At 57.5% G+C, this 22948-nt stretch carries 32 protein-coding genes and 1 other RNA gene; 14 read left to right on the top strand and 19 right to left on the bottom strand.

Features of this window, described 5'->3' with window-relative positions; translation table 11 throughout:
• Positions 1 to 104: 104 nt before the first annotated feature.
• Together FYK55_RS18430 and FYK55_RS18425 are read right to left on the bottom strand one after the other, a co-directional pair.
• Entirely contained in the window at positions 105 to 317 is a 213-nt protein-coding gene (locus tag FYK55_RS18430; RefSeq protein WP_150077915.1) for a hypothetical protein, read from the bottom strand.
• Between the two features lie 20 nt (positions 318 to 337).
• Positions 338 to 838, bottom strand: coding sequence for a hypothetical protein (locus FYK55_RS18425; RefSeq protein ID WP_150077914.1), 501 nt, complete (start codon positions 836 to 838; stop codon positions 338 to 340).
• Between FYK55_RS18425 and FYK55_RS29775 the strand changes: the two genes are divergently transcribed.
• Positions 815 to 1147, top strand: a complete 333-nt coding sequence (locus tag FYK55_RS29775) for a hypothetical protein (RefSeq protein ID WP_235908790.1) — start codon at positions 815 to 817, stop codon at positions 1145 to 1147. The genes FYK55_RS18425 and FYK55_RS29775 overlap by 24 nt on opposite strands.
• Positions 1148 to 1400: 253 nt before the next feature.
• On the opposite strand, the gene FYK55_RS18410 is transcribed toward FYK55_RS29775, so the two are convergent.
• Complete coding sequence (locus tag FYK55_RS18410; RefSeq protein ID WP_150077912.1) at positions 1401 to 1811, bottom strand: hypothetical protein; 411 nt, start codon at positions 1809 to 1811, stop codon at positions 1401 to 1403.
• 77 nt (positions 1812 to 1888) lie between these two features.
• Between FYK55_RS18410 and FYK55_RS18405 the strand changes: the two genes are divergently transcribed.
• Positions 1889 to 2110, top strand: coding sequence for a type II toxin-antitoxin system Phd/YefM family antitoxin (locus FYK55_RS18405; protein ID WP_150077911.1), 222 nt, complete (start codon positions 1889 to 1891; stop codon positions 2108 to 2110).
• Entirely contained in the window at positions 2094 to 2468 is a 375-nt protein-coding gene (locus FYK55_RS18400; RefSeq protein WP_150077910.1) for a hypothetical protein, read from the top strand. The genes FYK55_RS18405 and FYK55_RS18400 overlap by 17 nt, the downstream gene beginning before the upstream one ends.
• A 188-nt stretch (positions 2469 to 2656) precedes the next feature.
• Here FYK55_RS18400 and FYK55_RS18395 read toward each other — a convergent pair whose 3' ends face one another.
• The 11 genes from FYK55_RS18395 to FYK55_RS18340 all read right to left on the bottom strand — a co-directional run bounded on the left by FYK55_RS18395 (position 2657) and on the right by FYK55_RS18340 (position 12567).
• Entirely contained in the window at positions 2657 to 3100 is a 444-nt protein-coding gene (locus tag FYK55_RS18395) for a hypothetical protein (protein WP_150077909.1), read from the bottom strand.
• A complete protein-coding gene (locus FYK55_RS18390) occupies positions 3097 to 3468 on the bottom strand; it encodes a hypothetical protein (RefSeq protein WP_449314226.1) in 372 nt (123 codons plus the stop codon). Before FYK55_RS18390 ends, FYK55_RS18395 begins: the two co-directional genes overlap by 4 nt.
• Before the next feature lie 290 nt (positions 3469 to 3758).
• Positions 3759 to 4763 (bottom strand): hypothetical protein, encoded by a 1005-nt coding sequence (locus FYK55_RS18380; RefSeq protein ID WP_150077906.1) that lies wholly within the window; start codon positions 4761 to 4763, stop codon positions 3759 to 3761.
• Positions 4753 to 5352, bottom strand: a complete 600-nt coding sequence (locus tag FYK55_RS18375) for a hypothetical protein (protein ID WP_150077905.1) — start codon at positions 5350 to 5352, stop codon at positions 4753 to 4755. Before FYK55_RS18375 ends, FYK55_RS18380 begins: the two co-directional genes overlap by 11 nt.
• A gap of 49 nt (positions 5353 to 5401) precedes the next feature.
• On the bottom strand, positions 5402 to 5752 hold the full coding sequence (locus FYK55_RS18370) for a DUF2190 family protein (RefSeq protein WP_150077904.1): 351 nt from the start codon (positions 5750 to 5752) through the stop codon (positions 5402 to 5404).
• A 9-nt stretch (positions 5753 to 5761) separates the two neighbouring features.
• Positions 5762 to 6091, bottom strand: coding sequence for a DUF2190 family protein (locus FYK55_RS18365; protein ID WP_150077903.1), 330 nt, complete (start codon positions 6089 to 6091; stop codon positions 5762 to 5764).
• A 94-nt stretch (positions 6092 to 6185) separates the two neighbouring features.
• Positions 6186 to 8222, bottom strand: a complete 2037-nt coding sequence (locus FYK55_RS18360; protein WP_150077902.1) for a phage major capsid protein — start codon at positions 8220 to 8222, stop codon at positions 6186 to 6188.
• Complete coding sequence (locus FYK55_RS18355; protein WP_150077901.1) at positions 8191 to 9693, bottom strand: phage portal protein; 1503 nt, start codon at positions 9691 to 9693, stop codon at positions 8191 to 8193. The genes FYK55_RS18360 and FYK55_RS18355 overlap by 32 nt, the downstream gene beginning before the upstream one ends.
• A 59-nt stretch (positions 9694 to 9752) precedes the next feature.
• Positions 9753 to 9950: a hypothetical protein gene (locus FYK55_RS18350; RefSeq protein ID WP_150077900.1), complete on the bottom strand. Its 198-nt coding sequence runs from the start codon at positions 9948 to 9950 to the stop codon at positions 9753 to 9755.
• 87 nt (positions 9951 to 10037) lie between these two features.
• Positions 10038 to 12305, bottom strand: coding sequence for a terminase gpA endonuclease subunit (locus FYK55_RS18345; protein ID WP_161604617.1), 2268 nt, complete (start codon positions 12303 to 12305; stop codon positions 10038 to 10040).
• Positions 12295 to 12567, bottom strand: coding sequence for a hypothetical protein (locus FYK55_RS18340; RefSeq protein ID WP_161604616.1), 273 nt, complete (start codon positions 12565 to 12567; stop codon positions 12295 to 12297). The genes FYK55_RS18345 and FYK55_RS18340 overlap by 11 nt, the downstream gene beginning before the upstream one ends.
• 184 nt (positions 12568 to 12751) lie before the next feature.
• Between FYK55_RS18340 and FYK55_RS18335 the strand changes: the two genes are divergently transcribed.
• Positions 12752 to 13612 carry an amidoligase family protein gene (locus tag FYK55_RS18335; protein WP_161604615.1) on the top strand — a complete coding sequence of 287 codons (861 nt, stop codon included), beginning with the start codon at positions 12752 to 12754 and terminating at the stop codon, positions 13610 to 13612.
• A gap of 19 nt (positions 13613 to 13631) precedes the next feature.
• On the opposite strand, the gene FYK55_RS18330 is transcribed toward FYK55_RS18335, so the two are convergent.
• Complete coding sequence (locus tag FYK55_RS18330; protein WP_150077896.1) at positions 13632 to 13841, bottom strand: hypothetical protein; 210 nt, start codon at positions 13839 to 13841, stop codon at positions 13632 to 13634.
• Between the two features lie 56 nt (positions 13842 to 13897).
• Between FYK55_RS18330 and FYK55_RS18325 the strand changes: the two genes are divergently transcribed.
• The 10 genes from FYK55_RS18325 to FYK55_RS18280 all read left to right on the top strand — a co-directional run bounded on the left by FYK55_RS18325 (position 13898) and on the right by FYK55_RS18280 (position 17207).
• Positions 13898 to 14173 (top strand): hypothetical protein, encoded by a 276-nt coding sequence (locus FYK55_RS18325; protein ID WP_150077895.1) that lies wholly within the window; start codon positions 13898 to 13900, stop codon positions 14171 to 14173.
• A 72-nt stretch (positions 14174 to 14245) separates the two neighbouring features.
• Positions 14246 to 14458, top strand: coding sequence for a hypothetical protein (locus FYK55_RS18320; RefSeq protein ID WP_150077894.1), 213 nt, complete (start codon positions 14246 to 14248; stop codon positions 14456 to 14458).
• A gap of 231 nt (positions 14459 to 14689) precedes the next feature.
• Entirely contained in the window at positions 14690 to 14908 is a 219-nt protein-coding gene (locus FYK55_RS18315; RefSeq protein ID WP_150077893.1) for a hypothetical protein, read from the top strand.
• A 168-nt stretch (positions 14909 to 15076) separates the two neighbouring features.
• Positions 15077 to 15322, top strand: coding sequence for a hypothetical protein (locus FYK55_RS18310; RefSeq protein WP_161604614.1), 246 nt, complete (start codon positions 15077 to 15079; stop codon positions 15320 to 15322).
• A 5-nt stretch (positions 15323 to 15327) separates the two neighbouring features.
• Positions 15328 to 15398: hammerhead ribozyme type II (locus FYK55_RS18305), an RNA gene on the top strand.
• A 26-nt stretch (positions 15399 to 15424) separates the two neighbouring features.
• Positions 15425 to 15907, top strand: coding sequence for a winged helix-turn-helix domain-containing protein (locus FYK55_RS18300; RefSeq protein WP_161604613.1), 483 nt, complete (start codon positions 15425 to 15427; stop codon positions 15905 to 15907).
• Between the two features lie 15 nt (positions 15908 to 15922).
• Entirely contained in the window at positions 15923 to 16153 is a 231-nt protein-coding gene (locus FYK55_RS18295; protein WP_150077890.1) for a hypothetical protein, read from the top strand.
• A 245-nt stretch (positions 16154 to 16398) separates the two neighbouring features.
• Positions 16399 to 16638: a hypothetical protein gene (locus FYK55_RS18290; RefSeq protein ID WP_150077889.1), complete on the top strand. Its 240-nt coding sequence runs from the start codon at positions 16399 to 16401 to the stop codon at positions 16636 to 16638.
• Positions 16638 to 16871 carry a DUF4314 domain-containing protein gene (locus tag FYK55_RS18285; protein WP_150077888.1) on the top strand — a complete coding sequence of 78 codons (234 nt, stop codon included), beginning with the start codon at positions 16638 to 16640 and terminating at the stop codon, positions 16869 to 16871. Before FYK55_RS18290 ends, FYK55_RS18285 begins: the two co-directional genes overlap by 1 nt.
• A 3-nt stretch (positions 16872 to 16874) precedes the next feature.
• The gene (locus tag FYK55_RS18280; RefSeq protein WP_150077887.1) at positions 16875 to 17207 is read left to right on the top strand and encodes a hypothetical protein; all 333 of its coding nucleotides are present in this window, start codon (positions 16875 to 16877) and stop codon (positions 17205 to 17207) included.
• Here the strand turns inward: FYK55_RS18280 and FYK55_RS18275 are convergent.
• From FYK55_RS18275 to FYK55_RS18260, 4 genes are all read right to left on the bottom strand, one after another.
• Positions 17198 to 17734, bottom strand: a complete 537-nt coding sequence (locus FYK55_RS18275; protein ID WP_150077886.1) for a hypothetical protein — start codon at positions 17732 to 17734, stop codon at positions 17198 to 17200. The genes FYK55_RS18280 and FYK55_RS18275 overlap by 10 nt on opposite strands.
• Positions 17731 to 19005, bottom strand: coding sequence for a DNA modification methylase (locus tag FYK55_RS18270; protein WP_150077885.1), 1275 nt, complete (start codon positions 19003 to 19005; stop codon positions 17731 to 17733). Before FYK55_RS18270 ends, FYK55_RS18275 begins: the two co-directional genes overlap by 4 nt.
• A gap of 394 nt (positions 19006 to 19399) precedes the next feature.
• Positions 19400 to 19996: a hypothetical protein gene (locus tag FYK55_RS18265; protein ID WP_150077884.1), complete on the bottom strand. Its 597-nt coding sequence runs from the start codon at positions 19994 to 19996 to the stop codon at positions 19400 to 19402.
• Positions 19997 to 20332: 336 nt separating this feature from the next.
• On the bottom strand, positions 20333 to 22687 hold the full coding sequence (locus FYK55_RS18260) for a bifunctional DNA primase/polymerase (protein ID WP_150077883.1): 2355 nt from the start codon (positions 22685 to 22687) through the stop codon (positions 20333 to 20335).
• Positions 22688 to 22948 lie beyond the last annotated feature (261 nt).

Raw genomic sequence — 22948 nt, 5'->3', positions numbered from 1 at the left:
TGCTTGGCGCAGACCTTTAACGAGCGCTGAGTTCTTCAGCGTTAGTTCGACGAAGGCGGCTCCGGCACGGACTTGGGACATTGAGAGTGGCTAGTTGCTAGAAGCTAGTTGCTAGAAGGATGGAACTTGGCACCGAGAAGGCCCGCGACTTGTTCGACGGATGCTTTTGCGGGAGCCGTTTTGGTGGTGACACAGGGGTTGAAGTCGTCAGGCTTGAAGGGCTTGCGGCGGCGTTTGCGATCGCGATTGACTTCGGCGGTGATCCAGACGATCGTGCTGGCCAATTGCCAATCGTGTTGACGGCGAGCGTTGGCCATCCAGACCATTTGACGGAGTGTTAACGGGCCGGGGTCGACGCCGAGGATACCGGCGAGGTGATAGATTTCGCGTTCAAGCCTGGCACCTCCAGATTTGCTTGGAGCTCCGCGACCATCTTGTCGGCCAGCGTCGGATCGTCCAGCTTGCGATGCAGCATCTCCATCCCGCGTGCCGTCACCTCGCGTTGATGCGTCACCGCTTTCGCGAGCAGACGGCGTTGGTCCTCCGGGAGGAAGTCCAACAACGCTTCGACAAGCGAGTTGCGTGCTTCGGTGAGGCAGTCGCCGGACAGCCCCGACTCGAATGCTTCCTGGTTGACGGAGTCTTTGTCAGCTTGCGGCTTGCAGACCGCGAACAGGACTTCTCCGAGAAGCAGAAAGTCTTCCGTCATCTGGGGAATCAGATCCCCATCGACCGCGTCCAGCAAGCGAACACCGGTGAGCGTTTTGACGCGGCGAAGCGTGGTGTTGTCGATGTCGACGATCCAAACACGACCGTGGCGGTCAACGAACTTTTGCATGAGTTGGACTGGGGTCTGGTGAAGGTTAAAATGGGGCTGATCGCGGAAATAACGTTCGCTGAGTTCGCGAATTGCACGTCGAGCGAGATCAGACCCGAGGACATTGATTCAATGACGCTAAAAGACCTGGAAGAACGAGTTGCCGAATTGCCACCCGATCAGATGGCGAAATTTCGCGAGTGGTTCCTGGAGTTCGACGCGAAGCAGTTTGACGAGCGTATTGAGCGTGACGCCCGTGAAGGCCGACTCGATCAGCTAGCGGATGAAGCGTTGCGTCAACACGCTGCTGGTGATTCGAGGCCACTATGAACCATCATGCCAGTCCAAGATTCTGGCAACTTTATGCGGAACTACCGGATGCGATACGGGAACTGGCGGACAAGAATTTTGCACTCTTGAGAGAAAATCCGACTCACCCGTCACTTCACTTTAAAAAGGTTGGACGATTCTGGTCGGCACGAGTCGGTATCCAATACCGGGCATTAGCCGTCGAGGTTGAGGACGGACTGCTTTGGTTCTGGATAGGCGATCATGCTTCCTATGAACGAATGCTTGGTTAGGATCAAGTGGTACTACCCACATTCATCCCACCACCAGTGGATGACTGCGTCGGCTTAAGAGTCACGTCGGCCGAGACGACCTCTTCGAGGTTCTGATTGACGTTGAAGTTCATCACTTCGCAAGTTAAAGTCAGTGCTCCGCCGGCGTCGGAAATGCCGACGTCGCACGGCGTCCCGCTGCTCCAAAGGCCTTGCAGCATGCCGAACGATGTGTCGCCACTCTTGTTCAGAACGGTGAACTCGATTGAGGCGTCTTTGAGCGTACCGACGGTTGCTCGCCAGCCATTGTTGTCGCGCGTGCTCGCGTCCGCTTCAGCTTTCTCAAGCGACACGGTCAGGTCTTTGACGTTTTTGATCTCGGCACCGTCGATCGTGAGGACGGCGTCGAGACCGAGGACTACTTCAGCGGACATATTCTCTTCCGTGACTTGGGGTATAGTGAGTAAATGAAATTCACCCGCCGTTACCCATCGTTTCTGGAGGTTTGGCGATGAGCGAAATACAAATCAGCGACGCCAGCCAAGACCTGGCCAGTGTGCCTGCTGGGTTAGCACCCGGCGAGGAGGTTGCGATCGTTGATCACGGCAAGCGTGTTGCTGTGATTCGTAAAGAACAAGAGCAGGATTTCAGCTGCAAAGCGGGGTCGGCGTCAGGCAAGATTCTGTTCATGGCTGACGACTTTGACTCGCCGTTGAATGGTGAATTTACCTAATCGAGTCCCGCCAGAATTTGGGGAGTTGGGATCGATGGGTTTCGAGGGCTGGTTTCATGAACGGACGCTTTGGGTAACGGCGCGGCTTTTCGGCTCCGCGACGTTGGTTCTCTTCTTCAATCAGCCGGCGGGCGCGGTTGGTTTGAGCGGCGGTTCGCAGTTCGATCCGAGCAAACTTACCGGGGCCGATGACACGGATCGGTCCGTGCTGGCCGACTCGGAATCGATGGCGTTTGAGTTTGCGGCGCTTCTTCGCGATGCCGCCGAACTCGTGGAGGTTCCACAAGCGGCCGGCGATCTCGTTGACGGGGCCGACGACGACGCCTGGTGTTCGTCGATCGACCTCGTAACGGAATGATCTCCGCAGTCGGCCAGTCGGTGAACTCGGCGGGCTTCCGGGCCGCGACGGGTTCTTGCGTTTGCGGATGCTTCGATACGCAGTCTTGCGAATCGTTCCACCGGCGTGACCAAGCGACTTGAACGACGCTTGGTCAGCTTTCTTCTTGACGCGGTTGGCATCGAGGCGGACTCGCGTCCGGATGTGCATCACTTGGCAAGTTCAAACGTGAGCGTCAGCAAGCTGGTGAATTGGTTGAACTGAGTCCAGTGTTCGGTTGAGTACAACACAGCGTTCTCGACCTTGATGCAACGGGCGGCGACGTACGAGTTGAGTCGTTTGAGTCGGAAGTAGTCGGCCAGTTCTTCGACGAACAGCACCAGCGGGTCGATCTCTTTCGCGTCCCCCTTGGAGAACTTCTTTTGGATGGCGACGTCGATCGTAGCGTGGTACTTGTTGCTGACGCGGTCGAGCGGCAAGTATTCGACTTCGCGAGGAACCACAGTGACCCGCAGTTCCTTCATATCCTCCAGGTCAAAGTTGGGAACGTAAAGCCGCTGAGCCGAGAGACTCTTCTTGCTGAAGTCGCCGGCGTTGATTTCGGCCACGACGCTGTCGGCGATTTGGATGACGGTTGCAAGTGGTGCTGTCATTCGATGGTGTCGACCAATTTAGTATGGATGCGGAGTTTGATGCGAAACGGATCGCTGTATCGCCACGGCGGTTCGTTGCCGATCGACATCAGCTCGTAAACAAAGGTGATCTCGCCGTCGGTTTCGATGATGCGATCGCCGCGGCGGGGCCAGGTTCCGATGACACTGCTGAGCAGGTCTTTTGTGTTGATCAAAAAGTCGCGAACTTGGGCGCGAGTGACGATGCCCTCGCCATCGTCTTGCTCGTATTCGGACTTGCCGATCGTGGCGGGTAGCTCGACGGATAACTCGTCACGCTGGTACGTGACTAGGCGTGACGCGTGCTGGGTTAGCTTTTGCGAAAGCCAAGCTTGCCCGCGCTGGAGCATATCGCTCACGATTTTCGGGACCTGGGCTTTGTTGCCGGCTTGCATTGAAAGAGAGCCGTAGCCTTCTCGCCAAGCTCATCTCGCCAGGCTTCATCGGCGCGCCGTTGGTACTCGTCCGCGATCGCTTCGGCTTCCTCGCTGAGTTGTTGCTGACGAAAGTTGGTTGGACGCACAAACGGCTGAACGAAGTTAGTGTGTGTACCGTCACGGTCTCGTTTCTTCGTGGGAAGGATCGCGATGGCGACGAGGACCAGAACGACAACGATGGCAATTCCAAGAATCATGATGGGTTAGAGTCCTCGTTTGATGAGAATGAATCCGAGCAACAGAACGGCGACGAAGATCAACGCGAGCGTGGCGAGTTCGCCGGCACCCGCCCAGATCAGAGCATTACGGCTGGAGGTATCGCGGTCGAAGAGTCGATCGCGTTCACCGTCTCGGTCGCGATCAAACGGTCGCCAACTCGGTTCTTTTGGTTCGATTGGGCAGTAACCATCGGGGCAGTCTTCGGGTGAAAGCTGCATCGTCGGGTTGATCGCGGAGTCCCACGAATAGCCGCGAGACTTGAGTGCTCCCGTGCGTTGGGCTTCGCGTGTTTGCTGATAGAGTTCATAACCGTGCCGCAGGTCGTCGTAGAGTTCACGGGGCGTGGATGGCAACATTGTGTGCCCGGCCGCGTGGACGTGCCCACCACTGGCATCTTGGAACAGGACGACTGGGAACTGGCTGACGGGAACGATGTCCGCAAACCGCGTTCGATAGAGTGCGTTGTTCTCGGTATAAACTTGAAACGCGCACTTGGATTTTAGATTCACCAGATTCTTGTCACGGTCGAACCAATCGAGAAGTTGTTGGCTTTTCGCGTCACCGTTGACGAACAGGGCGAGTTGGTATCGTTTCGGCGTAGGCTCGGGTGCAACGGATGGAACGCTTGGATTCGACGTGGGCGTGATGACGATCGGCTGCGTGACAGTTGGAGTGCTTGGCACAACACGGTAGGGCTGGACGATCGTCGGCTGAGTCGTTGGCGGACAAGGAAGAGGACAGTAGGTCGTCTGTTGTTTCAGCTCGCTTTGTGCTCCCAGGTTCACGTTGGGCGGCTCGGGCAAGCGTTCGACTTGACGTCCGACAGTTGGAGCGGGGCTAGCACTCGGCAGATCCCAGGTTTCACAACGACACGGCTGGCCCTCGGGTTCTTCGTGTAACGCAACGCAGATCGTGCCGAGCATCACGGCGTGCAGCACCGCGACAAAAATCAGGCCCACGCTGAGCCGGATCCGAATTTCATCCTTCATTGATTACCTCATAGCTTCGATAGGGCAGAGAGCTGGCGGGATCTTCCATGACCGTCAGGGCGAATCCGCCATAGCCGGCCCAGAGGCGAACAAACTGTTCGCGGGGTGTGAGTTCAAACCGGCCGGGATAGTTGTTGTCGAGGATCGCGGCGTATTGCTGGCCATCGCGTTCCACCCAACCGACGAAGGTGCAGCAATGGGCGGGCTTCCACCAAAGGATCGCACCTCGTCGCGTCGCGTTTGCCCAGTCGAGAAAACGCGGGTCGGCTTTGACCGTGTAGCTGTAATCGATGCCGGCGGCGTCGAGACGGTCTCGCAAACGCGTGTCCCATTCGCCATCGCTGTAGGTCGCTCGCCAGCGTTCGCCGAGTTCAAACTCGTTAAGCCAACGGAAGTGATTGACCAGCGATGCATGAACGCAACTGCCTTGATTGAGCCGGCCAGTCCAGTTGCGTTGATGGAGCTGCGGCGGAAGGTTGGCGATCGGCTGTTCGGGTGGCGGGGCCGGCAGCGGTCGGACTTGAACATCACGCTCCGGCAAACAACCGGTGCAGACGAGGAGAGCGCACGCGAAGATTAGATTTCGCAACTTGGCATCCTTGCGTGGGAGTCTTTGAAAGCAAGCGAGAGACGAGACGTTACTGCAGCAACCGGACGCGGATGGTCGGCGTGCTGGGAGGTGCGTCTTCGACGGAGATGCCGATCATCGAATGGTCGTACTGGTTCTTGATCACGTGGTGGCTGATCTTGGACCAGTAAAGAATCGTGCCGGCGGGGATGTTGGTGGTTGGGTCTTTGACGATTTCAAAGACACCTTGAACGGTGATGCTGCCGCGGGCTCCGGCGGCGATACCGAACTTGGCGACGCCGACAAGCCGGCCGAGGACGACCACGTCACCAGCGTTGATGTCGGTTTCAGGAACGATCGGGACCGTCACGCCCTCGTGGACGTAGATCGCCCCGACGGGTGCGATGATTGGATTGCTCACGGCGGTTCATCACTGGCTCAGGCGAACGCGAACGAAATTGTCGGTGGCAGCTGCATTGGCAACCACCTTGCCCAAGTAAAACGTGCCAGAGTCGACATCAGTGACGATGCCGTCGTTGGTCGCGTAGACCTTTTGGCCGGCAGTGTAGACTTCGGCGTCTGCGGGATCCTTCGGGATGTCGAAGACACCCTCAACGGCGATCGAGCCGAGCAGGTCGGCTTTGAGATCGCGTTTGGTGATGCCGACCAGATCGCCTTGGATGACGATGGAACCGACGGGGACATCAGCGTCGGGAGTGAAGTCGACGTGCTTGCCGTCGTGAACGTATTGAGCTTGCATAAGAGGCTTGAGGCTCGAGGCCTGAGACTTGAGGAAGAAGAAGGGAATGGGACGGTTTGGACCTCAGGCCTCATGCCTCAGGTCTCACGCCTGTTTACTCGCCAGCGACCTTCACGGCGGCGCGGTGGTCTTGGCTGTTCACACCGAAGTCGATGTACGATCGGAAGCCCATGCCGAGGGTGTTCGGTGGCATCTCGACTCGTTCGATGATCGGAGTGCGGCGGCCGTTGAGGAACACGATCTCGAACGCGGGAAGCACGTTCGGATTGGCGAACAGATACCAAGCGGTCGCGCTCGCACCGGGGTAGTAGCTGTCCGACAGGTGCGGCGTGCTAATGACTCGATACTTGTTGCGGTGCGGGTTGTCGACTGGAATCTTGGTCGCTTCGCCTTGCGAGTCGATCATCAATTGCGCCGAGCCCATGAGCAGCTCAGCTTCGGTTTCAAGCTCGACCGGAACCACCAAGTACTCGGGCCGAATGTTGATCGGCTTCTGGTCTTTGGGTTTGCCACCAGGGCCAGCCTTCTGCTTGCGGAAGGTGGTCTTGGCGACGGTCAGTGCATCCGGACCGAACTTGGTGTCCGCACCTTGCAGCAAGTTCGCATTGGCGGACGAGAAGAAGCCAGCGTTCTTGAGCAGCAAGGTGAAGAACAAGTCGTCGATCGACTCGGCACCACTGCGTCCCATTTGACGAGGGATGTCCATGAAGGCGGACAAGTCATCGTTGATGATGTCGTGTCGAGTCAGCGTGAGGATTTGACCGTAAGTGTCAGCCTTGTTGCTGTACTTTTGGTCCGACAGTTTGCTGTGTTTGAGTTCGCCGTCGGCTGCGACCTGTTCAAAGCCACCGGTACCGAGCAATCGATAACGGGCGACCTCTTTGAAGTCGGTTACCGTTCCGACGCTGCAAAGATCGAACGCGGCGATCGGCGTGTTTTGATAGGCGGCCAGCAATGTCTTGTTCATGACGTTCTCCATGATGCTCGGCAAGCTCATGGAACTGAAACCGGCGCGGATCGTCGCGGTTCCATCGCCGAAGACACGAGGAACATCGATCCCTTCGCTGCGAGCACATTCGGCGACGAGTTCCCGCAGACCGATGTGGCGAAGCGGATCAGCGGCGTTGAGTGTTTTCTCGCCGAAGCCAGCGAGCAGCACCTTCTCTTCAATGCCGACCGACAAACACGCAGCGGCTTCGAGGATTTCGCGGGTGTATCGCGGTGAGTGATGTGTTTGATCGGGAGCTTTCGGGCGTTCGCTTCGCAGCACGACGAGTTCCGTTTTGGTGATGGACCAGCCTTGCTCGATGGCATCGGCTTCGATGGTTGGATGGTTGCCCGCACAGAGCTTGCGGATGCCGGCGATGCGGCGAGATTCGGCCGCAGCTTCGGCTCGCATCTGCTCGACCGGAGAAGTTTGGCTCGATTTCGGGTTAGGTTCGGGCTTCGTTTTGGTGCTCATAGTCAGACTTGCGTTGACAGGTTCGAGATCGTCCGTGGTTTCGGTGTCGTCTGCGGTTTCATCGGTCTCGTCACCATCAACCATCCCAGCGGCCACGCGGGCTTCGGTGTTGTCGTCGGCACCGAGGGCCACGAAGGAGACTTCGCCGAGGGTGGACTTGCGAGCGATGTAGACCGGACCTTGATGATCGCGACCATTGGCCTTCGCGGTCTTGCCTTCGGGAATGAACACGACCTTGTCGGCACTCGCCCCGAGCGACGCCTGCCAAGGGAATCCGTTCTCGCTGGTTGCGATCACTTCCTGGGCCGTGACTCCGACACCGCTGATCACGCCCGCGACCTGCAGCGACTTGTCGGTGATCGTGATGTCGTCAGTGTGGCCAACGATCGATCCGCGATCGTGGTCTTTGAGAATCGGTCGTGATTTGCGAGTGACACGCATGCCCGCCAGGTCGACGACCACCGGGTATGGCCAACCCCCGAGTCGCATTGCCCCGCCGGTGTAAGCTGTCATGTTGAACTTGCGAAGTGAAGGCTTGTCTTCACCGTCGGCAGCGACTTCGGCAGCTTCCAATTGAATCGTCGCGGAGTCGTCACAAACGATGCGAAGACTACTGGGGACCGATTCGGCTTCGGCTTCAAGCGGGTTGTTGTTTTGCGTCTTCGGCATGGTCTTCCGTGACTTCGGGTTCGGATGAAGAATCAGTTTCGTCGGACTCGATCGTTAGACCGAGGTCACGCATCAATGCGATCTCTTTGGCACGTTGTTTAAGTTCCGTCTCCCAGTCACGCCCCTGCCGCGCAAATTCGATAGCCAGAGTTGTCGTATGACTGGCAAGACGGATTTTTTGTGCGTTGGCTTCCTTGGCCGGGTCGACGTGCTCATGCCCGTCCCAGAACCATTGGTGCTCGAACGTTGAATCGAGCGTGCGAAGCGAGTTGGGCAGGTAGCCCTCGATGAGGATGGCTTCGCGGAGCCACGCTTTTAGAATGCGATCGAGCACCACGCGGGCGAGTTGCGTTTGCTCGACGCGGATTGATTTGAAATACGTTTGGTGATCGAGCCGACCGCTTGCGTAGTTGTAGCCACTCGAATTTCCGGCGGCGACATTAAACGGCATGTTCAAACAACGAGCGATTTCGTTGAGGACTTCCTTCTTGAACTCGGCGTATGTGGTTGATGGTTGCTCGGATTTCATCTGAGCCATCTTCCAACCGCCGGGCATCGTTAGAAGCATTCGCTTCTCGAGTTCAATCGGCTCGAAAGGTTCAGCCGCGTCGGCTTCGCCATTCGCGGGCGCGTCGGTGTAAAGAATCCCCGCAAACTCGGCAGCGGTTTCGGCGGCGGCGAGGACGGCGAGTGTGAACCGGCGGAGTTGTGCAAAGAGCGGCAGAGCCGGCGTGATGTCTGGAATGCCACGAATCTGCCCTGGACGATCGCAGCGAAAGTAGTGCAGCACATCGCTGGCTGGCACGGTGTCGTATTCGTCGTCGACCAAGAACATTCCGTCGCCCGGATGTTGACGAAGGATGTCATACGCGATCGGATTCCCGTCGGCGTCGAAGCGGATGCCATCGAGGTAGCGACGTGTATCGGGCACCAACGTTGGCGTGGCGACTTGATCCGCTTCGATCAAACGCAAATCAAGGTTGACCGGCGTCTCCAGTCGTTCGTTGCTAGTCAGCAGCCCGAACGCCTCGCCATCGGAAACGCGTGCGAGCCGCATCGTCCGCAATTTTTCCGGCAAACCGATCGCTTCGCACCATGCAAAGAATTCGGATTCGACGAATCGATTCGCCACATCGTCGCCGGTCAGCATTTGCAATCGCGGTCCGGTACCAACAACATCGTTGGCAAGAGTCAGTGTGATGCCACGTGCGTAGCTGTTGTTGGCGACCTCGTATCGCGATCGATTGCGGAGTGTTCGGCGAACGTCGGGCGAATTCGCGGACGCCGCCGATAGTCCGTCAGCACGCGACCAATGTTTGACGTTATCAAGCGTCGTGTTGGCCGCGTCGTACTTCGCTCGCAATCGTTGAAACAAGGGCTGCCGGGGCGAGCGTCCAGAGGCGACCTGCCGGGAGGCTTGGCGGTCGCGCAATTGCTCGATCATCCCTGACAAACGTCCTCGGAAAAACATCCGTGCTATTTCCTGTTGCCGTCCCCGGCAGCCCTGTGGGTTGGTGTTGGATTCAACGATCAGCCGGCCGATGGCGGCACGATCTTGCTGAAGCGAAGTCCGCGATGCGGTTTCGAGACGGCCTTCTTGCCGGCGAGGTGTTTGTCGGCTGCGATCTGATCTTGCAGCTTGTGTTGCTCGACACTGCCCGCATCGCCGGATGCTTTTGCGGGGCCGGCGGCGTTTTCGCGAATTTCTTCTTCGAGGTTGTCTGGCATTGAGATTCGCCCTAAGAAAACGATCACCCTCCCTTTCTTAGCTATGCGATTTGTCACGATGGCGTCCCAAGAAAAATTCTCGGGCGATCAACTTCGACGACGTTGCTGCATTTCCTTGAAGCTCACCCGTTTTCGTTGGGGGGCGGTCGGGATGTCGGTACCAAACAACAGAGCTCCCTGCATGGATGCACCAACCGCGCAACCGACCAAGCAATCGAGCCAGTGGTTATCGGGCTGCTCCGGCCGAGATTTCCACTCATCCACCGTCCTTCCACGCCCTTCGGTTCTCACGAAATACTCGGCCGTCACTTGCTCGGCGAACATGCGATGCATCTCAGGCCGGTCGCCGAAGATCGATAGGCATCCACGATCGCCCATCGCAACGGCCAATCTTGCGTGCGTGAAGGATTTCCACCAATTCGTGTCGTAGATCACATGGCGGATTGCTCGTTTGCCATTGATGGAGGGCACTCGCCAATTCAAACCAACTCGATCGCCCGGTCGGCGTTTGTATTCGCTGAAGGGGTTTGAAGACGCTCCGACGAAACGGCCATGCGAGGGGAGCAAGATCGAAGCGTGTGGGCTTTGCCGGCAAAATTGGTAGACCACGTTCGTTGAATGACCCCAGTTGGCGTCAATTAGACAGCGGCCGATCTTCATTGCCGCGCCGTCATCGCGTTGCCACTCGCGACCAAGTAGCTCATCCGTCAGCGATTCGAGGCCGGCATAGATGCTGCCCTCGAGACCGGTGCCTTCGCTTGCATTTTCGAGCGTGTGGCGGGCGTCACGGAGTGTGAAGTGTGTGCGTTGTTGATCGGGATAGGTTCCATAGTCGACGACGTAGCCAGTGAAATCGTCCTCCCACGCTCCGACGACGTAAAATAGCAGTTTGCCTTGAACGTCGATGAACGCGGTGAGATGGTTGCCGGCGATTGGCACTGATCGACGCGGCATGTTGTTGATCTTGGCGGCGACTTGATCGGCGTTCAGTTGGTCTGCTCCGACCGTTTCCTCTGGCAGCGGTTCGTTTTGATACTCGGCGAAGAACGCTGCTTCGTCTTGCAGTTTCAAATTCATTGCGTGTTGGATCGCGGACAGTTCGTCCTCGTTGAAACGTTCCTTCCACGACACGGAAGCGCCGGCGTCCATCTCAACTTGGTTCTGGCGATAGAATTCGGTGCCAGCTTCACCACCATCACCCGCGCGAAGTCCTTCGCTGCGGATCTCCGCGTAGCGTTGCCATAGCGTTTCGTTGGTCGGGAACGAGTCGACCATACGCGTGCGTTCGCCATTCCACTCAGGGTGTTTTTCGCGGTCGAGAATGTTGTCGGCCATGTCGCCGGGACGAATCACCGTGCATGGCATGATGCCGGAGATCTTTTTGCCTGGGCCGGCAAGACCCAGCACCGCGCCGGCGAGGATCGCTTCCCGGTTTGCACATTGCGATAACGATCGAGCCGATTCGTCGGTCTGCGGGTCATCTAGTACAACTAGCGATGGTCGAACGGTTTTGCCATCGGGACGTTTGAATTTCATCCCGCGGATGCGACCGGTCAGGCCGGCGACCTTGATGATCGCGCCGCTCGCTTTGCTCCCGGCGACCGTGGGCAAAACGATCTCTTTCGCCGTCCAACCGATCTGCGTTCGCTTGCCCTGATAGAGTTGTCCGTTGGCGCGGTTCGAGATGCCGTCCAACGCCTGGATTGGAAAGCAGACCTCGGGATAGTCGGCCAGCAGCAATTCGTTGGCGTCGAGTTCGGTCTTGATCGAATCAAGCATATCGCAGGCGTGGCCTTCGTCGCTGCCAATCAAACAAACGAAGTCGCAGTAGCCGTTGAGCACCGCCCAAATGCAGGCGACCTCGGCGAGTGAGCTTTTCCCACTTCCGCGAGCCATAGCAAGTGCAAACAGCCCGCCGCGAACGACCGCTTCTTCGATCTTGTTAATGACCTTGATGTGGTCCGGCGACCAATCGAGATGGAAGGTCAATTTGAAATAGGTTTCACAGAAGAAGCGAAACGAGCCGGCCGCTCTCGCTTTCCGCTCTGGATCTTCGACGGTTGGAAGGTCGCCGATGTCTCGTCCGGCGAGAGCCACGGCGGCGTTGCGGGCACGTGCCTTCTCTTTGACCTTCGCATACGGGTCGGCATCCGCCGGCGGTTTCGGAACATGGCGTTTATCAATGAGCCACGCAGTGAAGCGGAGGAGATCGACATGGGTTCCATCACCGATCAACACGCCGGCTTCGGTTCGATAGCGATACAACTGCCGATCGGTCAGCACGGTACCGAGCGGCGTGCTGTTGAGCGTCCGACAACATTCGCTCGGCCGCATCTTCAACAGGTCAACTGCCACGATGTTTCTCCTGCAAGAGCCAAGCGGCATACGCAACGAGGCTGATCGTGCCGTCGGAGTTGGTCGGTGCGCCGGCCTCAATGTCAGCCTGGATATTTGTGACTTCGACGCGTTTCTTTCGACGGTTCGATAACAACGTGGCGAGTTCTGCTGGCGTCAGCCGATTCGGGTTTGCGGGCTTCGGTTTGTCTTCCATGACCGGATTCTTTGGGAGGAATCGCGACACGGCCAACACATCGGCAACTGTCGCGATCGGACGCATGTTTGGCATGTTCGGCCGCATGTCTCGGCCGGCCACGTCGGGGCAAAACTGGCCGCGTGTGGCGATGAAAAGAAAGGTGGAAATTACTGAAACATTACTGCCGAGCTTCGCTTGAGGTGTCCCGAAACGCATGGCTCCATGTGCATTCAACAAACGAATTCACACGCCTTTCGGAGACACAAACATGAACGCCAACGACATTCAGTTTGGGATTGAATTGGAAACGACGATTCCGGCAACCGACCCCACGCCGATCGGCGGATACCACAACGGGTTGCCGGTATCTTGGCTGCCAACGGGTTGGAAAGCCGAACGAGATTCGAGCATTCAAACGCTGGCCCCCAACCGCAAAGGATGCGAGTTCGTTTCGCCGGTCCTTCGCGGGTACGAAGGATTGCAAAGCGTCCTGACTGCGGTCGACGCGATCACGGCTCGCGGTGGGAGAGTCAATTTCTCAACAGGTCTTCATCTGACTGTCAGCTTCGGTAACGACGCCGCAGCGCTCGCCCGATTGATTTCGCTAATCGGCAACCACGAACGAGCCATCTACGCTTCGACTGGAACGCGACGACGCGAACAGAACCGCTGGGCAAAACGCATTAAAGACTACGGCAACAAAGACGCCGCGAAACGCCAATGCGAATCGGACCGCTACCACCTTTTGAATTTGACGCACCTTGCCCGCGGCCGGAACCGCATTGAGATCAGGGCCTTCGCCGGCAGTTTGAATAAAGACAAGATCGCCGGCTACCTGCAATTGGTACTCGGTTTGGTCGAACTCGCATTGACCAGCAAACGCTGCTCGGGTTGGGACTACGCCAAAAAGCCCGGCACCAAGTCTTGCTGGGACCGACAGGGTGCCGGCGAAGGGGAAACGGAACTCAACCGGCTCTTCTACCGACTCGGTTGGACGAAGGGTTGGTACAAGGGCGACCTTCGAAACAAACGCTTCGGCGAACTTTCCAGCGGCGAACAAACGTGCGATTGGAAACCGATCAAAAAGAAGCTTTTGGAAATGGCCCGCAAATACGACCGGGCGATCTAAACGCCGACGGGCAACCACATCAACGCCGCGATTGACCCCGCGGCGTTTCTTCGTTTTGTGCGGCCACGTCGGGCACCGTCGCCGCGAAACGGCATAGGTAGTAGGTAGCGGGCGAGCGTTTTCCGCAACGCAACACGCCCAAACGTGTGGCCACGTCGGCGGCGTCCAGAAACCTGCAAAAAGCCTGCGAATTGCTGGCAGGATCGGCTTGCTGTGTTTCGTTTCGCATGGCTCCATGTCGTCATCGAAAGACGGTTTTCCATTCACCCCAACGGAGAAACAAACATGACCATCGCCGAACTGATCGACCTTTTGAACGAGTACCGCGAAGAGCACGGCGACGACGCGGAGGTGCGTTTGATGACGCAACAAAACTGGCCCTTCGAAAACCGAATCGCTGGCGTGACCAGCGGCGCGGAGATGAACGAAGCGGAACACGACGATCCACACGAATTCGCGGACGACCAAGACGTCGCCGAAGACGCGACCGTCTACATCGTCGAAGGCGGGCAGATTTGTTACGGAAGCAAACGGGCCTGGGAAACCTGCCGCGATTGTTAACCGCGACACCGAACCGGCCGGCGGCGCGAACAACGCCGCCGGCCTTCTTCCATTCGAGCCAAAGGACGAACGATGAACCAAAATCAAATCCTCAAAGACGCCTACGTTGCCGCTCACGCCGACGCATTGCGGTTGGCCGAAGCCGTTCGGCAAATGATCGAAGACCAACCCGCACCCGGCGGCGATACGCGGATCGGTTGGGACCACGTTGGTACGCTTCGCCACTACGCCGCGCGGCTTGCCGAATTGCTCGAACCAAACGAGCCGGAAGACGACGGCAACTAGCTCGCCGGCCTTCGGCCTTCGCACCCCACGCCGCGACGTTTGCCCAACGTTGCGGCGATTCGTCGTTGTCGGCATCACTTGCCAGACCTTCGATGGCGGCCGACACGCCGCAACGTCGCCGACGGAAGGAAAGCTGAAAGTTTTGTTTGAACTTCGCTTGAGCTTCCGCAAGATCCATGGCTCATCTGTGTCACCGAAACGAATTCTTTTCTCGCCAACAGAGACACACGCATGGCAACCGCAAAGACCCGACCCAGCACAGCTGACCTTCTTTACGCACGCACCGCGACGCTCGAACTGATCGAGCAACTGCACGCGGCGGTCAAAGACATGCCGATCCTCGAAGCGGCCGAACCCGAAAAGTTCGACCGCTATTTCGGCGAACTCGATGACCTTCACGACGCGATCGACGGGCTGGCCGCAAAGTTCCAGAAAAACATTCACGGCTGAATTCGCCCGTGCCTCGGGAGTTATCGCAGCTTTGCGAAAAGCTGCGAAAACGCCTGCGGATTCCTGCCGAGTCTCGCTTGAGTTGCTGTGATTTCCATGGCTCCATGTGTCACACGCCGACGGGGCGAAACGAAAACCAACCTTCACACCGGAGACCAAACGATGGCCATGAACAAACCCCAGAACAACAAAGCCGCCGCCCTTCGCACCGCGATGCAAACCCTCGACCCGGCGACCTACCAAGAAATCCGCGACGCCTTCCACGCCATCGGCGATCACCTCAAACCGCTCGCCGACGCCTTGGAAAACGCCGACGCAGATGTCGGCCCGGAAGGCCCGCTTTTGGAGGAACACTACCTCTTCATTCAGATGTACGACCTGCTTCGCAAAAGCAACCTGGGCGCGGCGGTTTGAACGAAAGCCGAAACGCCGGGACGGATTCCGGCGTCGTCGCGGGGCGGTACCCGCGGCCTGACGATGGCAGCCACGCATCGAATGACGAAACGGAGAAACGAAATGAACAAGGCAGACGTAACGATCGGCGGCGAATACCAATCGAAGGTGACCAACAAAGTGGTCACGGTCCGGATCGACGCAGAACACCCGAGCGGCGGTTGGGACGCGACCAATCTTTCGACCGGCAAAAAGGTGCGAATCAAAACCGCCGGCCGACTTCGCGGGCCAGTCCCGTCGGCAACGACGGACGCCCGCTCGACCAAGCGGGTGTTGAAGAAGAAGGCAAAAGCCGAAACTGCGAAGCCCGCCGGTGAGAAGAAGCTTTCCTGTGTCAAAGCCGCCTTGCAAGTCTTGGCCGATGCACCGGAACCGATGAACGCCCAAGAAATGATCGCCGCCATGGAAGAACAGAACCTTTGGCAAAGCCCCGGAGGCAAGACGCCGCACGCGACGCTGTACTCGGCCATCCTCCGCGACTTGAAGAACGGCGACGAAAGCCGGTTCGTCAAGACCGAGCGCGGCCGGTTTACGGTGCGGACTTGAAAGGAGGCAACGGCGATGAAATTCATTGGCGACATACGCGAAGTTGATGACCTGGCCGATGGCGAAACCGCCGGGCCGGAACCCGACATGGGTTATGAACTGCGAAGCATCGGTGGCCGGTTCGAGCCCGGCACGGTGAAATCTCTGGTCCGCCGCGGGAATCGGATTCTCGCGCGGACGACGACCGGCAAAGAATTTGATGTCACGGGCGCAAACGCCCATGTCTTGGTGCCGCTCGGGTTCTAAACCCAACGCCGCCGACAACGCCCGACGTTGGTAGCGTCCGGGCGTTTTGTCGTTGACGCGGCGGACCATCCCGCGCACCGGAGCCCGCCGACACGCGGCGTTTGTCGCGGTCATCTTCGGCCGGCCAGAAACATTCAATATTCCTTGGAATGTTTGGCGAGCTTCGCTTGATGCTGGCGAAACGTCATGGCTCTCTGTGTTCACCGATACGGTTTTCAAGATCTTCCCCCAACGGAGACACGACGATGAAGAACGCCAAAGTTCAAACCCTGGCTCCGCGGCCGATCGAACCGGCCGCGGCCTACGACAACGCACACCAAATTTCACGCGACTTGCTGCAACACATCGAGTTGCAACTCGATCGAATGATCCCGCCGGACAACAAAGCGCTGCGTTGGACGCACGTTTGGGCCTTGAACTTGATCAACGCACAGCTCTCCGAAGTCGCCGCCTTGGTGGACGAAACCAACGGGATGAGAAACTAATGAACGCTGCCAATTTTAGGGCGGGCGACCGGGTCCGCCTGGTTTCGATGACCGACGACCCCGACCCGATTCCCGCCGGCACCACCGGCACGGTCGCCGGCGTGTATCCACAAAACGGTTGGACTCAAGTCGATGTCGATTGGGACACCGGCCGGTCATTGATGCTTTCCATTCCACCGGATGTTGTCGTCTTGATCGATGGCATGCCGACAACTCAAGCCCTCGGAGATTGATCCATGTCCACAAGAGCCATCCTCGCCATCTGCTTGCCGGATGAAACCATCCTGGCAACCTACCTTCATTTCGACGGCTACCCCGAACACGTGATGCCGATCCTGACGACCGGCTACCTTGTTCCGGAAGAAGCCCTCGAATTGATCCAAGGCGGCGAAGTGCGTTCGCTGTCGCCGCGACCAGCGATGCCGGAGTACTTCGAAACCAGCCGGAGAACCAACGAAGTGAAATCCGCTGAGGAGCTGCCGGCGCTCGCTCGGTACTTGAACGCCGAGCATGTTTACTTGATGAACGAAAACGTTTGGACGCATCAGGCTGTCGCAGGCTATCCATAGTTGGACTCCCGGATCACCGATGCCAAACGGCCGAGTGGCAGAAACTGCACGCGGTTATACGGATCGCCTGGCACAATCGCGTACTCGAAGCGGTCGAGGTCGATTTGCGGGCCGAATGAAACCCGGCTACAGACGCAGCGAAACAGGTAGGCCAACATCATTTGGCCAAACCGAACGTTTGCTCCGCTACAGAACATTGTTGATCGCAATAGCAAGCCGTCGAGTTCTGCCTCGGTCGCCAATTCGTCGATCCTCTCGGCGGACCAAATTGCCTCATCTTCCTGGCCGAAAATTGCCATCAGCAGCAACCGCGGGGCGATGTCGACATCGAGTCCCCGGCACCGTAGTTCCTCCGCGGCCATTCGCGCCGTCTTTGGATATTCCAGCGAATAACCTTCGAAGTTGTCATCCTTGGCGACCAAATCTGAAAGTTCGGCTGCCCGGCATTCAAAATCTTTTCGCCGCCAATGGTAGAGCGGTACCTCAGATACCTCGGCGGATTCTACCATTTCGTTCAATTGGCTCATGCCGACACCTCCTGTCCCACACGCTCGGCTTTCTTTCCGGTGAACATTTCCCACCGCTCGACAATGACGTCACAGTACGGTGGGTCGAGTTCCATCAAGAACGCGTTGCGGCCGGTTTGCTCGGCACCAATCAATGTTGAACCACTGCCGCCGAACAGGTCGAGAACGTTTTGGCCGTGCTTGCTGCTGTACTGGATCGCGTTGACGGCAAGCTCGACGGGCTTCTCGGTCAAGTGAACCATGGCCTGCGGATTAACCTTCTTCACATGCCAAAGGTCGGTCGCGTTGTTCGGGCCGTAGTACTTATGGCCGGCACCTTCTTTCCAACCGTAGAAACAAAGTTCAAACGCCCCCATGAAGTCCTTGCGCGTCATGACAGGGTGTTGCTTGTCCCACACGATCGCTTGTGAGAAGTAGATCCCTGCCTGCTTCAGAGGGCCAGGATAGTTCCCGAGGTTGGCGTAGCCTCCCCACACATACGCACACCCGCCCGGTACCAAGACACGCGATGCGTTCTCGAACCAAGCCAACAACAGACGGTCAAATTCCTCTTCGGAAATGAAGTCGTTGGCCAACGGGCGGTCTTTCGCCCGCATCTTCTGCTCGCCTTTGGCCTTCTTGCCATCGCCAGCGAAAGTGCTGTTGCCAGCCGCGATCGCGTTCTTACTGCGTGGACTAACCGAGACATTATACGGCGGGTCCATGTGAACCAAATGAATGGGCTGGCCGTCCAGCAGCCGATCCAAATCCTCTGGTTTCGATGAGTCGCCGCACATCAATCGGTGGTTGCCGAGGATCCAAATGTCACCCGGTTGCGTGATCGCTTCATCAGGCGGCTCAGGAACTTCATCGGGATCAGTCAGTCCTTGACCAACTCCCGGATTGAGCAGCTTGGCCAATTCATCGGAATCAAATCCGATCAATTCACAGTCGAAACCGATGTCTTGCAACGCTGCGATTTCAAGCGGGAGCAAATCGTAGTCCCACTCGGCATTTTCACTAGTCCGATTGTCGGCGATACGGTAGGCCCGCACAGCTTCGGGTTCGAGATCGCGAGCGACATGAACCGGGACTTCGGTCAGTTGCAATTGCTGGGCGGCTTTGAACCGCGTGTGTCCGACGATGATGACGCCGTCGGGATCGACGACAATCGGCTGCCGGAAGCCAAATTCGTTGATGCTTTGAACGACCGGAGCGACCGCGTCGTCATTGATGCGAGGGTTGTTTTCGTAAGGCTTGATTCGATCAAGCGACCACATTTCGACCTGCATGGCAGAGTCCTTTTCCAAAGGGGAAGAAACGGAAAAGGGTCGGTCGGTAGATAGCTGGTTCGGTCGTTAGGTAGGTTGCGATCCGATTCGCTCGGACGGGCGGTGATCGTCAAAAGTCGGACATCGGCACGAAACAAACTCTGTGATCTAAGGCCGCTGATTCGGCGGGCCTGACATGCGTCATCGCTGGCGGAGTACCTAAGCGTTGTTCCCAGTGCGCATGCGAGATTGGTGCTCGGTGACATCCCGGCACATTGACACAAACTCGTCCATCGTCATTGTCCCCTTGGCCGAGTTGACCAAATGTTCGACGATGCAGAGATTCGAGGTCTCGTGAGTTCCGCCGCGTGAAAGCGGACGGATGTGGTCCAGCGATGCCGTCTCGGGCGTGAGCTCACGACCGCTGATCGCGCACCGATGCTGTTGCGATCGCACCATCTCGAGTATTTGGTTTGTGGTTACTGGCGAGGTCTTTGGCATAACAGCCTCCTTTTCTTTTGTTGTGATTGTTGGCAACGGTGTGTGCCCAACGCACCCACCCGGTTCGCTCATGACGTCGACGCCGATTGTTTCCTTGCTGCCAAAGACGTTTCGCAGCCTCGGGCCATGTTGCTGTTGTGTACGCCTCGAACCGGCGACGGCTCGAAGGAACAGGTCTGGCGAATCTTTTACGAATTCGTAGCGATTGAGCGAGACTTCCCGCACGTCTCGTCCACGGGTCGACCGTCTGGTTGTCGATCTGTCTTTTGATGCGAACCTTCATTCGGTCGATGGCGAAGGACCAACGCCAAGCGTTCAATACAAAGAGGTTTCGTGATTCGCCAAGATCAGACTGGCGAACGGCACCGCACAAGCGCTTTCCACTTCGATCTAAAAGCATCAGGCTGCCGTTCACTTCAACCGCTTGAACGCAGACCGTTTGGAAATTCGGACTTCTAGGATGCTGATTCACACGTAGCCCTTGATTCTGCGTCTTGCGGGCGAAACTCACCGCACCAATCGGTATCCGCCACAGTCGGAAAGACGGCGAACTCCGATCGGAAGCGGCTTTGCTTACTTTGTGGGAACTGGGGCGGACGCCGACGGCATCGACCGTAGCCGATCGACCGCTCGGTCGCCGGTTGCTCGACGTGATAGAATTGGCAGGACAGACACTGCGTCATTTAGAACACTCCAATCAAAAAGGGAAAACGGGAAAGCGTCAGAGGTAAATCCGTCATACCACCCCCTCATACGTGCGAATGCACATCGCGGGCGGGTGCTCCTGACACACTGACGTATTAAGAGAGAGAGGGGGTTTTTATCTATATTAAGGGGCTTTTGACGCTCAAGAACCGTCAGCGAATCCGTCAGTTGCACTCACTGACAAACCTGACAGATTCGATCGTTTTTCGGTCGGATCGGTCGTTTCAACGGCTGAAACGTCAGAATCGTCAACGGTTTCGCTGACGGATTTTCTGACAGTTTGTGACGGCAGTTCGGGGACCGTGATCAGCCGATAGCCGGCGGCCGGTTTGGTCTTCGTTTGAATCGAAACCGATTCAATCTCTTCTTGCTGGATCAGTGTCTGGACGACTTGGTCGAAGTCGCTAGCCTTGAGCGTCATCGAACGCATCAGTTCGCGACGGGGCATCATGAAGCCCTCGCGTTCGGCCAGACGCTTCTTGAACTTCAAACATTCCTTGTGGAACGGGTTCTCGGCGACATGGACCGACGCGAGGTACAGTTGACGGCGTGTTTGATGTAGTGAGAACTCGCTGGCCCAACGAACCGCATCGAGCGTAATCAGCGGTTTCTCATGGTTCTCGCTGCACGCGTAGATGAGCGCCAGTTTCTTGGCGTGCTCGCACGTTCGACTCCACGCGGCACGAGCGACCTCATCGCCGACGTCATCCGCCTTGTCGTATTCAACTTCGGTTTGGTGGCGAAGTTCCGTGATGGCCGCTTCCGCGTCGGGAGCGAAAAGCACCGTCGCCGGTTTGGGGTAAAGTTGCATAAAGTTGCCACCGCTGGGATGGAAGTCGGTCCACCATTTGGCGACATCGAGAATCGAGTCCGGCAAGTTTCTGGCCGATCCTGGTGTTTGACCTTTGCCGCGTTTACCGACATCGATAATGTTCAGACGCGCAAAGAATCCATTCGCCAACATTCGCTTGGAGAGTGACTCGTAAAAGTACTGAGGCGTCGCGGTGCCGAATAGCGTCAGGTGTGGTTGGTCGACATGGTTAGCCTCTTTCTGGTTCGCTTTGACCCGCAGCGGATAAACGTCGCCGGCCGATGTGTAGAGTGTCAGCAGGATGTTTGGGATCGATTCGCGACTGCTATCGCGATCGAGATTGATCTGACGCAGGACGCCGTCCATCTCGTCGTTTTGAAACAGCATTTTGTTGCTGCGAGCGAGGCAATCCTGAATGCCTTCGCCGGACGCGAACTTGTCACCGAGGGCCCTGGATTCGCCGATTTGAAACAGCACCTGCGAATTGACCTTCCGGGGAAATTCCTTTCCGGTGCCGCTGCCAGCCAGCGCGAGCAGATAAATATTGGTCCGCAAATCGCCGGCGGTGCAGACTTTGCGGCCGGCGAGATACGACTGCAGAGCCATCGCGCCGCAGAATGCCAAACCGATGTTCGGATAAGGCGCGTTGGCGAGAGAAAAATCCATCACGCGGCGTACGAAGCCGGGAACGTTGAACAAGCGTTCGGGCAGCCGTCCGGGATCAACATTGTCACCAAACTTGCTGCTGGACGTTCTCGCCTTAAACGAAACGACAGCCGGCTTCGCCATGAACCCGCTGAGGTCGACCGTTTCGCCGATTGGTTCGATCGGTCCTTCGTCACGAAGCCAACCGAACGGCCGATCATGAGGTTTGGTTGCCGCTTGGTTGATTTTGTGTTGCAGTTCGCGGTCGGACCACGGCGGCGAACATCGCGGGTTATATTCGGCGGCGAGGATTGCGAGGGCACGATCTGGTTCAAGGCCGAACCCGTGGACGAGTACTGTCGCGGCGGCATAGGTTTGCGAGTGACCTCCGCTGCCGGAGATCGCTGGTGGCATCGCGGCGATGTACGCGATCGCTCGGGCTTCGACGTCACTTTCGATTGTGGATCGCGTCTTGGTAAGCGGTTGTTTGATAGGTGCTGGTACGCCACGCTTGACGATCACGGCATCGGCCAAAGCTTTCACGCAGGCGGCCAGCATCGGTGCGGGAACGGTTGCCGGTTCAGTATCGAGGATGTCATAAGGTTCGCCATCGGGGTGAATACTCGGGCCGACCACGGTTTGTCCGCCGGTGGATCGAAGCTCGACGATCATCGATCCGTCGGTTGGGTCTTGGTGCTTCTCGGTGGCCGCGTTCGCGGCGATGTACCAGCGGTGTGACTTTGGCGACGACGGACGGCCGGTGATCGCCGACGTCGGTGGAAGATATTGATCGGCCAGCTCGATCGCTTCAGGGCAATCGAGGTCGACACCCACGAGCCACCCGGACGGTTCACCCAGGATGATGCCGACGTTGCAATTGTCGGGAAAGACGTCGGGAGCCAATCGCAGATTGGTCCAATCGCGACGCGAAGGCGACTTCGACCGCGGGCGCAGCGGCACACAGTACCAGCCCCGCTGGCGGTAAATCGCGACTTGGTCTCGGATGCCAGTCTGTTGGTTTGATTTGGTTCCGACGCTCAATTAATCTTCCATCGCGTTGCCGTTCAGTAGTCAACCCTTAGAGCCACTCTCCCGTCACGAAATCCCGCACGTGATGATGTTGAGAATGACATTTTTGACATAGCCAGATCACATTGAGCTTTCGCAGATAATCTTCATGATGTACTTGCACAGACGCTTTGCTCCCGCATCCTTCGCACTCACTTGGTTTGCATAGTTTTCCGGACTTAATCGCTCTCGCTACCGCGTTATATGCTGCCTGCCGTTCGGGATACTTCGTGC

Origin of the sequence: Roseiconus nitratireducens, assembly GCF_008629675.1 — a bacterium.
Taxonomy (GTDB): Bacteria; Planctomycetota; Planctomycetia; order Pirellulales; family Pirellulaceae; genus Stieleria; species Stieleria nitratireducens.
The sequence above is the reverse complement of the archived record's forward strand: the minus strand, read 5'-3'. Positions and strand labels throughout refer to the sequence as shown.